Here is a 9,535-nt window from a genome sequence, read left to right as displayed (position 1 = left end):
GTCGAAGCGCGGCGCCGGGCTTCGACAGGCTCAGCCTGAACGGGTGAGGGCGCTCAGGCCGCCTCCAGCGCGGCCTCGATGTCGCGGGCGAGGGTCGCCGGCGCGTCCAGCGGCGCGTAGCGGCGGACCACCGCGCCGTCGCGCCCGACCAGGAACTTGGTGAAGTTCCACTTGATGGCCGTGCTGCCCAGCAGGCCCGGCTTCTCCTTCACGAGCCAGCGGTACAGCGGGTCGGCGCCGGGGCCGTTGACCTCGATCTTGGACATCATCGGGAAGCTCACGCCGTAGTTCTTCTGGCAGAAGGCGCCGATCTCGTCGTTGCTGCCCGGGTCCTGGTTGCCGAACTGGTTGCTCGGGAAGCCCAGCACCGCGAAGCCGCGCTCCCTGTAGCGCTCGTACAGGTCTTCCAGCCCGCCGAACTGCGGCGTGAAGCCGCAGTGGCTGGCCGTGTTCACGATCAGCAGCACCTGCCCCTTGAAGCGCGCGAGCGGCACCTGCTCGCCGTCGATCTGCCGGACCTCGAAGTCGTAGATGCTGCCTGCCATGGCGGCCTCCGCGGGGAAAGAGTGGACGATCCGGCCATTGTGCGCCTCCAGCCACCCGCTTCGGCCATCGGCTTTCGGTCAGAAGGCCGCGGAGCAGGCCATGCGAGGACACGCACGGAACGGGCTCTGCCCGGCCGTTGCGTGTGCCCCCTTGAGGGGGTTGGCGGAGCGGAACGAAGTCCGCGGAGACTGGGGGTGGTCAATGATGCTTGTCGGTGCGGGCGATGCGCAGGAGCTGGATGACCTCGCGCGGGTAGCGCCGCAGCGTGCGCCAGTACCAGAGCTGGATCAGCACCATCACCCCCGCCACCACCAGCCCGAAGGCGGAGATGGCGCCGTAGGCCGACAGGCCGAACCAGGTGCAGGCGCTGTAGAAGGCGCCCAGCAGCAGGATGCAGGCCTGCTCGTTGAAGTTCTGCACGGCGATGGAGCGGCCCGCGCCCATCAGGTTGTGGCCGCGGTGCTGCAGCAGCGCGTTCATCGGCACCACGACGAAGCCGCCCAGGCCGCCCAGCAGCATCAGGAAGGGGATGGCCACCCACACGTTGCCGACGAAGTTCATGCACACCACCAGCAGGCCCATCGCCACCCCCAGGGGGATGACGCGGGTGGCGATGTCCAGCCGCATGCGCGCCGAGGCCACCACCGCGCCCACCGCCGTGCCCACGGCCAGCACGCCCGTCAGCGCCGAGGCCTGCGTCGTGCCGTAGCCCAGCGCCACGGCCGCCCAGGGCAGCACGATGTACTTGAGGTTGCCGCTGGCGCCCCAGAACAGCGTGGTGGTGGCCAGCGAGATCTGGCCGAGCTTGTCCTTCCACAGCCGCTCGTTGCAGCGCCAGAAGTCGGGCAGCAGGCCCAGCAGGTTGCGCAGCAGGCCGTGCTGCGGGTTGGCGCGCAGCGGGCGCATCTCCACGCCGGTGTGCGGGATGCGCGTGTTGAACCACGCCGCCAGCGCATACACCGCGATCAGCACCGTGATGGCCGCCTCCGGCGGCGTGTCGATGCCGGTGTCAATCACCGGGAAATCGAAGGCCAGCAGGTGGCTGGACAGCGCATGCCCCACGAGCTGCCCGCCCAGCACGATCCCCAGAATGATCGAGGCGATGGTCAGCCCCTCGATCCAGCCGTTGGCCTTGACCAGTTGCGAGGCCGGCAGCAGCTCGGTGAGGATGCCGTACTTGGCCGGCGAGTAGGCCGCCGCGCCCAGCCCCACGATCGCGTAGGCCAGCAAGGGATGCCCGCCGAACAGCATGGCCACGCAACCCACCGCCTTGATGGCGTTGCTGATGAACATGACCTTGCCCTTGGGCAGCGCGTCGGCGAAGGCGCCCACCAGCGGCGCCAGCGCCACGTAGAAGATCGCGAAGATGGGCACCAGCGCGGCGCGCTGCCACTCGGCGGCGCCGGCCGAGCGCAGCAGCTCGACGGCGGCGACGAACAGCGCCTGGTCGGCCAGCGACGAGAAGAACTGCGCCGCCATGATCGTGTAGAAGCCGCGCTTCATCGGGGTGCTCCCGGAGCGAGGCTGCGCCTGCCCCGTCCCCGGGGGAGGACATGACGGCTTGGGGCGGCCCGGCGTTTTCTTCTTGAGATGCGGAACAGGCCGGGCGGCACGGGGCGGGCAGTGGGGGAGAGTCGTCGGAACCGCCGCCGGCGCCGCGCCGTGTGCGCTGCCGTCTCGCCTGGGGAGGGGACGACGGCCGCGCGGAATGCGGGTACCGATGGGGCAGGGGTGCGTGGTTATAGCATGGGGGTGCGGTGCCAAAATGACCGCAGGCACCCCTTGTTCAGTGGGTGTTTTCCCTCGCACGCCGAACGTCCTTTCATGCCTCGCCCGATCCTCTGCACCATCCATCCCGGCGCGCTGCGCCACAACCTGGAACGCGTGCGGCGCGCGGTGCGCGAGTCGCGCGTGTGGGCGGTGGTCAAGGCCAATGCCTACGGCCACGGCATCGAGCGCGTGTACGACGCGCTGCGCGGCGCCGACGGCTTCGCGCTGCTGGACCTGGCCGAGGCCGAGCGCGTGCGCGCCCTCGGCTGGCGCGGCCCGATCCTGCTGCTGGAGGGCGTGTTCGAGCCGCGCGACCTGGAGCTGTGCTCGCGCCTCGCGCTGTGGCATGCGGTGCACTGCGACGAGCAGATCGACTGGCTGGCTGCCCACAAGACGCAGCAGCCGCACCGCGTCTTCCTCAAGATGAACTCGGGCATGAACCGCCTGGGCTTCGCGCCCGCGCGCATGCGTGCGGCGTGGACGCGCCTGGCGGCGCTGCCGCAGGTGGAGGAGGTCTCGCTGATGATGCACTTCAGCGATGCCGACGGCCCCAGGGGCATCGACGCGGCCATGGCCGCCTTCGACGAAGCCACGCGCGAGCTGCCCGGCGAACGCAGCCTGGCCAACAGCGCCGCCGTGCTGCGCCATGCCGAGGCCACCCGGGCCGACTGGGTGCGCCCCGGCATCGTGCTGTACGGCGGCTCGCCCGACCATCCCGAGCACGACGCCGCCCACTGGCAGCTGCAGCCCACCATGACGCTGGCCACGCGGCTGATCGGCGTGCAGGCGCTGGACGCCGGCGACACGGTGGGCTACGGCTCGCGCTTCACCGCCGAGGCGCCGATGCGCATCGGCGTCGCCGCGGTGGGCTACGCCGACGGCTACCCGCGCCACGCACCCACCGGCACGCCCGTGCTGGTGAACGGCGTGCGCACCCGCGTGGTGGGGCGCGTGAGCATGGACATGCTCGCGGTCGACCTCGACCCCGTGCCCGGCGCCGCCCTCGGCAGCGAGGTCGTGCTGTGGGGCCGCAGCGCCGGCACCGGCGCCGTGCTGCCCATCGACGAGGTGGCGCAGCCCTGCGGCACCATCGGCTACGAGCTGATGTGCGCGGTGGCGCCGCGCGTGCCCTTCTCCGTCGAAGACAACGGCGGATGAAGGTCTTCTCCAACTGGCGCTCCGTGCGCCTGTGGGAGACGCAGGTCGAGCGCGACCTGCACCGCCGCCACGCGCTGCGCGTGCACGGCCTGGCCATCGGCACGCTCACGCTGCTGGTCATGTGGGCGGCCTCGGCGCTGCTGATGTGGGCGGGCGTCGATGCGCTGGCGCTGCGCTATGCCGTGGCACTGGGACTGGGCTACCTGGCGTACCTCGGCATCCTGCGCTGGTGGGCGCAGCGGCTGGTGCGCGACGAGGACGACCGCAGCAGCGGCTGGGGCGACGGCATCGACCTTCCCGGCGAACTGCCGCTGCCGCGCCCGCCGTCCGGCGGCGGGCAGGCGCCGGCCTCTTCTTTCCGCAGCGGCGGCGGAGGCGACTACGCGGGCGGCGGCAGCTCGGGCGACTTCGCCGCGCCCGGCACCGACGCGGGCGGCATCGGCCTGGGCGACCTGGCCGGCGATGCGCTGGGCGCGGCCGCCGGCGCCGACGAGGGCGCCGTCGTCGTGGTGCCGGTGGTGGCCGTCTTCCTGATCGGCGCGGCGGTGCTGTTCGGCGCCGGCGCGCTGGTGCTGGTGTACTTCGGTTCCGAGGCGCTGCTCGCGGTGGCGATCGAGATCGCCTTCTCCTACGCCTCGGCGCGCACCGCGGTGCGGGTGGCGCGCGAGGGCTGGCTGGGCGCCGCCGTGCGCCTGACGTGGAAGCCGCTGCTCGGCGCGCTGGCCTGCGCGGTCGTCCTGGGCATCGCGCTGGACCGCTTCATGCCGCAGGCCGGTTCGCTGCCGCAGGCGGTGCGCCTGCTCACCGGCCGCGGCTGAGGGGCGCAGGCGTCAATCCAGCCGGATGTTCTTGGCCCGGATGATCTTGCCCCACAGGGCGTACTCCGCCTCGATGGTCTGGGCCATCTCCCGGGACGGGCCGCCCACCGGCTCCGAGCCGAAATCGCGGATGCGCTTCTGCATGTCGGGCAGCTGCGTGATCCTGGCGAACTCGGACTGAAGCTTCGCGAGCACCGCCGTCGGCGTGCCCGCGGGAGCCCAGACGCCCTGCCAGCCCAGGAGATCGAAGCCCGGGATCGCCTCCGACATCGCCGGCACGTTCGGCAGCGCCGCCAGGCGCTTGGGCGTGGTCACTGCCAGCGCCTTCGTCTTGCCGCTCGCGGCGAAGGGAATGGCGGAGGGGAAGGGCTCGAAGACCATGGCCACCTGGCCGCCCATCACGTCCGTCAACTGGCCCTGCTTGTAGGGCACGTGGAGGAACTCCGTGCGCGTCTGCTCCTGGATGATCTCGAAGGCCAGGTGCGACGCGGTGCCGGGGCCGTAGCTCGCGTAGGCCACCTTGCCCGGATGCTTCTTCGCGTAGGCGATGGTCTGCGCGAGGTCGGCGGCAGGGAAGTCGTTGTTCGCCAGCAGGATGTAGCCGGTCGTCAGGGTGATGGAGACCGGCGCCATGTCCTTGCGCATGTCGTAGCCCAGCTTGCCGAACAGGTGCGGGTTCATGGTCGGGATCTGGTTGTACGCGTACAGCAGCGTGTGGCCGTCGGCCGGCGCGTGGGCGACCGACTCGGCGCCGATGTTGCCGGAGGCGCCCGGCTTGTTGTCGACCAGGAACTGCTGGCCCAGGGCGCGGCTCAGGTGGTCGGCGTACAGGCGTGCCATGACGTCGGGGCCCGAGCCGGCCGGCGCCGGCACGATGATCTTGACGGGCTTGCTGGGGTAGGCCCCCTGCGCGCCTGCGGAACCGGCCACGGCGGCGAGCGCCCCGGCCAGCACGAGGCCCCGGCGGGTGATGTCCATGCGTGTTGTCTCCAGGTATTTCTTCTGCATCCCGGACGGATGCTCAGGCGGCCAGCTTGTCGCGCTGGAAGATGCCGGCTTCGATCAGGCGCTCGATGCCGGCGGGGGAAATCTCCGCGGCCGGCGCGTTGCCCCCGATCATGCCGAGCAGCAGGCCCTCGGCCTCGCCCTCGGGCGGCTTCACGCACTCGAAGCGGCGCTGCACGCCGACGGGAAACGCGATGAAGTCGAGCGGCTCCAGCAGGAGGTGCTCGTCGCCCTGGTCGCCCTCCCATTCCAGCTTCCACGTGCCCTTCATGACCATGAAGGTCTCGACCGTGTCGTGGGTGTGCATCAGCACGCCCTTGCCCGGCGCGGCGGCGATGAACGAGACGCCGAAGCCGGCCTGCAGGTGCGACACCCGCGCCTTGGCCCGGTCGCCGAAGGGCGAGAACTGGCCGTCGCCCTTGGGCTGGTCGAAGCCCAGGACGTTGAGGAAGGCGCGCCGGCAGTCGGGCAGCTGCATGTCGGGCAGGCCCGTCTCGCAGCGCTGGAGGTCCGCGAAACGCGCCACGCAGGCGAGCATGTCGGCGGTGGTGGGCTTGGTGGTCTGGATCGGCATGGTTCTGCGGGAGGTCGGGGGAAGTCCGATTCGAGCATCCCGGCCCGCGGGCCACAATCAACCGCGTGCAATGTCCGAATAAGCCAAGCTGATGCCCGCGTGAAGAGAAGCAACATCAACCTCCTGATCTGCCTCGATGCGCTTCTGACCGAACGCTCCGTGACGCGTGCGGCGCAGCGCCTGGAGATGAGCCAGCCGGGCATGAGCAACGCGCTGTCGCGCCTGCGCGAGCTGACCGGCGACCCGCTGCTGGTGCGCTCCGGCAACGCGCTGATCCTGACGGAGCGCGCGCATGCCCTGGCCCGCAAGGTCCGGGAGGGCATCGAGCTGATGGACGAGATCTTCGCCAACGAGGGGCCGCTGGAGCTGGCCAGCGCCACCGGGATGGTGACGGTGGCCGCCGCCGACTCGATGGGCATGGCGGTCGTGCCGGCCCTGTCGCAGCGGCTGGCGGAATCGGCGCCGCACGTGACGCTGAACGTGCGCCAGCCCGATCCGGACCATCTGCGCGAGTGGCTGAGCGAAGGAGAGTGCGACCTCGCCATCGGGCACTTTCCGGACCTCCACCCGGACCTGCGCAGCACGCTCCTGTTCCCCCAGCCGCTGTCGTGCATGCGGGCGAAGGCCACCGCGGACGAGCCGCTGACGCTCGACGCGTACCTGCGCAGGACCCACGTCGTGTTCGGCTCGCCCTTCTCGCCGCGCTCCACGATCGAGCAGACGATCGGCCGGGCGCTCGCCGCCGCGGGGCTCGACCGGCCGCGCACCGTTCGCGTCTCGTCGGTGCTGGTCATCCCCTATATCGTGGCGGGCTCGCAGCACGTCGCGACGCTGCCGACGTGGATGTGCCGGCACTTCGCCGGCTTCCTCGACCTGGACGTCTCGCCGGTGCCGGTCGAGCTGCCGCAGATCCAGAACGTGATGGTCTGGCACGAGCGCACGCACCGGCAGGCGCTGCATGCCTGGGTGCGGGACACGGTCCGCGCCATCGCGCCGGGAGAGGCGGCCACGGGCATCGACATCCGGACGGTGTCGTAGCCAAGCCGGCGCAATGCCGCCATTGCGCCGGCTTGATGGCGCGAACGCCCCGGTGCGGCTACCGTGGCGCGATGTTCGAATGGACCGACATGCAGGAGCTGCGCGACGGCGTGCGCTGCCGCGTCTTCAGGCCGCGGGGCGAGGGCCGCCTCGCCTCGGCGGCGATGTACGACAGGCCCGGCACGCAGCCCGGGGAGCGCGCGCCGGTGCTGCTGGTGCAGCACGGCGGGAGCAGCTCCAAGACCGGCGTGGACGTGTGGGACGCGGCGATGGAATTCGCGGGCCGGCTGGGCTGGCGGGTCGTGGCGCTCGACGGCCCCGTGCACGGCGCCAGGACGCCGCCCGGCGAGCCCGACGAAGGGCCGGCGAACCGGGCGAGGTTCTTCCACGTGTGGGAGCACGACCCTGGCCACGTGGGCGCGCACGTCGCGCGCTGGCAGGCGCTGATCGACGAGCTGGCGCACGCGCTGCCCGGCAGCGGGCTGCATTGGCTCGGCGTCTCGATGGGCACCGCCTACGGGCTGCCGCTGCTGGCCGTGGAGCGCCGCGTGTCCCGTGCCGTGCTGGGCATGTGGGGCACCAGCTTCGTCCAGTCGGCGCGGCTGCTCGACGACGCGCGCGCGGTGCGGTGCCCGGTCCTGTTCCAGCAGAAGTGGGACGACGAACTGTTCACCCGCGAAGGGCAGCTCGCGCTGTTCGACGCGCTGGGCACCGTCGACAAGCGGCTGCAGGCGTTCGTCGGCGGCCACGTGCGGATCGCCGGCGAGCAGATGCGCGAGATCGTGCGCTTTCTTTCCCGGCCGCAGGCGGCCGGGGCGCCGTGAAGGTGCGCGGGCGGACCTGCGCAGCTAGCTGGAGCGCGCGCCGTACAGGCCGAGTTCCTGCGCCTGCAGCCGCGCCAGGCCCAGCAGCGCGTCGGTGAAGGGCGTGTGCAGCCCCACGCCCTGGCCCAGTTCGCGCACGGCCGACACCAGCGCATCCAGCTCCACCGCGCGGCCGGCCTCCACGTCCTGCAGCATCGAGGTCTTGAAGGGGCCGAGCTTGCGCGTGACGTTGTGGCGGTCTTCCGGGCTCTCGGCGATGGGCACGCCGATGCGCTCGCCGATCTCCCTGGCCTCCAGCATCACCGCGGAGATGAAGCCGCGCACCAGGTCGTCGCCCAGGATCCGGTCGGTCGTCGCGCCCGTCAGCGCGCTGACGGGGTTGACCGTCATGTTGCCCCACAGCTTGTACCAGACGTCCTTCTGGATCTGCGGCGACACGCTGGCCTGGACGCCCCCGCGCGCCAGCAGCTCGGCCAGGCGCTGCACGCGCGGCGTGGCCTCGCCCGAGGGCTCGCCCAGGATCAGGCCGCTGCCGAAGTGGTGGCGCACCACGCCGGGCGCGTCCAGCGAGCAACTGCAGTGCACCACGCCGCCGATCACGTGGCGCGAGGGGATCGCCTCGGCGATGGCGCCGGCGGGGTCGACCGCCGTCAGCCGGCGCCCGGCCAGCGGGCCGCCGAAGCCGCCTTCGAGGAACCACCAGGGCACGCCGTTCATGGCGGTGAGCACCGTGGTGTCGGGCCCGATCAGCGGCCCGATGCGCGCGGCCACCGCCTCCAGCGCCGGCGCCTTCACGGCCACCACCACCAGGTCCTGCGGGCCGAGGTCGGCCGGGTCTTCCACCGCGTGGACCGGCACGCGCTCGCGCACGTCCGCGCCGCCTTCGTCTCTGCGCACCAGCGTCAGGCCGTCCTGGCGCAGCGCGGCCAGCGTGGCACCGCGCGCCACCACGTTCGGCCGCTGGCCGGCGCGGGCCAGCGCGGCGCCGATCCAGCCGCCGATCGCGCCGGCGCCGTAGATGCAGGCTTTCATGGCGGCGCTCAGTCGCGGTAGGAGGGGTCGATGCGGTCCACCTGGCGCACCAGGGCGTCGAACACGTCCTGCCCGGCGCCGTGGCTCGGGTCGAACTGAAGCGCGTCGCGCGTGCACTTCTCGGCGACGGCCTCGCTCACCGGGATGGCGCGGCCCATCGAGAAGGTGGCCATCTGGATCTCGCAGGCGCGCTGCAGCGTCCACAGGATGGCGAAGGTCTGCGGCAGCGTGTGGCCCCAGGCCAGCAGGCCGTGGTTGCGCAGGATCACGGCCTGCCTGTCGCCGATGCTGCGGATCACGCGCGGGCCTTCGTCGGCATGGATGGTGATGCCCTCGAAGTCGTGGTACGCCACCATGCCGTGCAGCTGGGCCGAGTAGAAGTTGGTCTGCTGCAGGCCGCCTTCCAGGCAGGCCACGGCCACGCCGGCGGTGGTGTGCGTGTGCATGACGCAGTGGGCGTCGGGCACGCCGTCGTGGATGGCCGCGTGCAGCACGAAGCCGGCCGGGTTGACGCGGTGCGTCGAGCCGTCGAGCACGCGCCCGGCGAGGTCGATCTTGACCAGGTTGCTCGCCGTGACCTCGCTGTAGTGCAGCCCGAAGGGGTTGATGAGGAACTGCTTCTCGCCGCCGGTCACGCTGTCGGGCAGCCGCACCGTGATGTGGTTGTAGATCATCTCCGTCCACCCCAGCATCGCGAAGATGCGGTAGCAGGCCGCGAGCTGCACGCGCGCGGCGCGCTCGTCGGGGTGGATGGGCGGATGGACCAGCGC

The 9,535-nt window shown here is 71.8% G+C and carries 10 protein-coding genes; 4 read left to right on the top strand and 6 right to left on the bottom strand.

Annotation, left to right across the window (positions count from 1 at the left end; all coding sequences use genetic code 11):
- Positions 1-53: 53 nt before the first annotated feature.
- Together ACIY1X_RS21050 and lplT are read right to left on the bottom strand one after the other, a co-directional pair.
- Entirely contained in the window at positions 54-545 is a 492-nt protein-coding gene (locus ACIY1X_RS21050; protein WP_399684353.1) for a glutathione peroxidase, read from the bottom strand.
- 199 nt (positions 546-744) lie between these two features.
- The gene (lplT, locus tag ACIY1X_RS21045) at positions 745-2,049 is read right to left on the bottom strand and encodes a lysophospholipid transporter LplT (protein WP_399684350.1); all 1,305 of its coding nucleotides are present in this window, start codon (positions 2,047-2,049) and stop codon (positions 745-747) included.
- A gap of 321 nt (positions 2,050-2,370) precedes the next feature.
- On the opposite strand from lplT, the gene alr reads away from it, so the two are divergent.
- Both alr and ACIY1X_RS21035 read left to right on the top strand, forming a co-directional pair.
- Positions 2,371-3,474: an alanine racemase gene (gene alr / locus ACIY1X_RS21040; protein WP_399684347.1), complete on the top strand. Its 1,104-nt coding sequence runs from the start codon at positions 2,371-2,373 to the stop codon at positions 3,472-3,474.
- On the top strand, positions 3,471-4,292 hold the full coding sequence (locus ACIY1X_RS21035; RefSeq protein WP_399684345.1) for a hypothetical protein: 822 nt from the start codon (positions 3,471-3,473) through the stop codon (positions 4,290-4,292). The genes alr and ACIY1X_RS21035 overlap by 4 nt, the downstream gene beginning before the upstream one ends.
- Positions 4,293-4,304: 12 nt before the next feature.
- Here ACIY1X_RS21035 and ACIY1X_RS21030 read toward each other — a convergent pair whose 3' ends face one another.
- On the bottom strand, positions 4,305-5,270 hold the full coding sequence (locus ACIY1X_RS21030) for a Bug family tripartite tricarboxylate transporter substrate binding protein (RefSeq protein ID WP_399684343.1): 966 nt from the start codon (positions 5,268-5,270) through the stop codon (positions 4,305-4,307).
- A gap of 43 nt (positions 5,271-5,313) precedes the next feature.
- The gene (locus ACIY1X_RS21025; protein ID WP_399684341.1) at positions 5,314-5,871 is read right to left on the bottom strand and encodes a cupin domain-containing protein; all 558 of its coding nucleotides are present in this window, start codon (positions 5,869-5,871) and stop codon (positions 5,314-5,316) included.
- A 99-nt stretch (positions 5,872-5,970) separates the two neighbouring features.
- Between ACIY1X_RS21025 and ACIY1X_RS21020 the strand changes: the two genes are divergently transcribed.
- Together ACIY1X_RS21020 and ACIY1X_RS21015 are read left to right on the top strand one after the other, a co-directional pair.
- Positions 5,971-6,909, top strand: a complete 939-nt coding sequence (locus tag ACIY1X_RS21020) for a LysR family transcriptional regulator (protein WP_399684338.1) — start codon at positions 5,971-5,973, stop codon at positions 6,907-6,909.
- A 71-nt stretch (positions 6,910-6,980) separates the two neighbouring features.
- Entirely contained in the window at positions 6,981-7,733 is a 753-nt protein-coding gene (locus tag ACIY1X_RS21015; RefSeq protein WP_399684335.1) for an alpha/beta hydrolase, read from the top strand.
- 24 nt (positions 7,734-7,757) lie between these two features.
- On the opposite strand, the gene ACIY1X_RS21010 is transcribed toward ACIY1X_RS21015, so the two are convergent.
- Together ACIY1X_RS21010 and ACIY1X_RS21005 are read right to left on the bottom strand one after the other, a co-directional pair.
- Complete coding sequence (locus tag ACIY1X_RS21010) at positions 7,758-8,765, bottom strand: 2-dehydropantoate 2-reductase (protein WP_038213196.1); 1,008 nt, start codon at positions 8,763-8,765, stop codon at positions 7,758-7,760.
- 8 nt (positions 8,766-8,773) lie between these two features.
- Entirely contained in the window at positions 8,774-9,532 is a 759-nt protein-coding gene (locus tag ACIY1X_RS21005; protein WP_399684354.1) for a class II aldolase/adducin family protein, read from the bottom strand.
- Positions 9,533-9,535 lie beyond the last annotated feature (3 nt).

Origin of the sequence: Xenophilus sp. (genome assembly GCF_044462705.1) — a bacterium.
GTDB classification, from domain to species: Bacteria; Pseudomonadota; Gammaproteobacteria; order Burkholderiales; family Burkholderiaceae_C; genus Xenophilus; species Xenophilus azovorans.
Note: the sequence above shows the minus strand (reverse complement) of the source record. Positions and strands in the feature narration are given on the sequence as shown.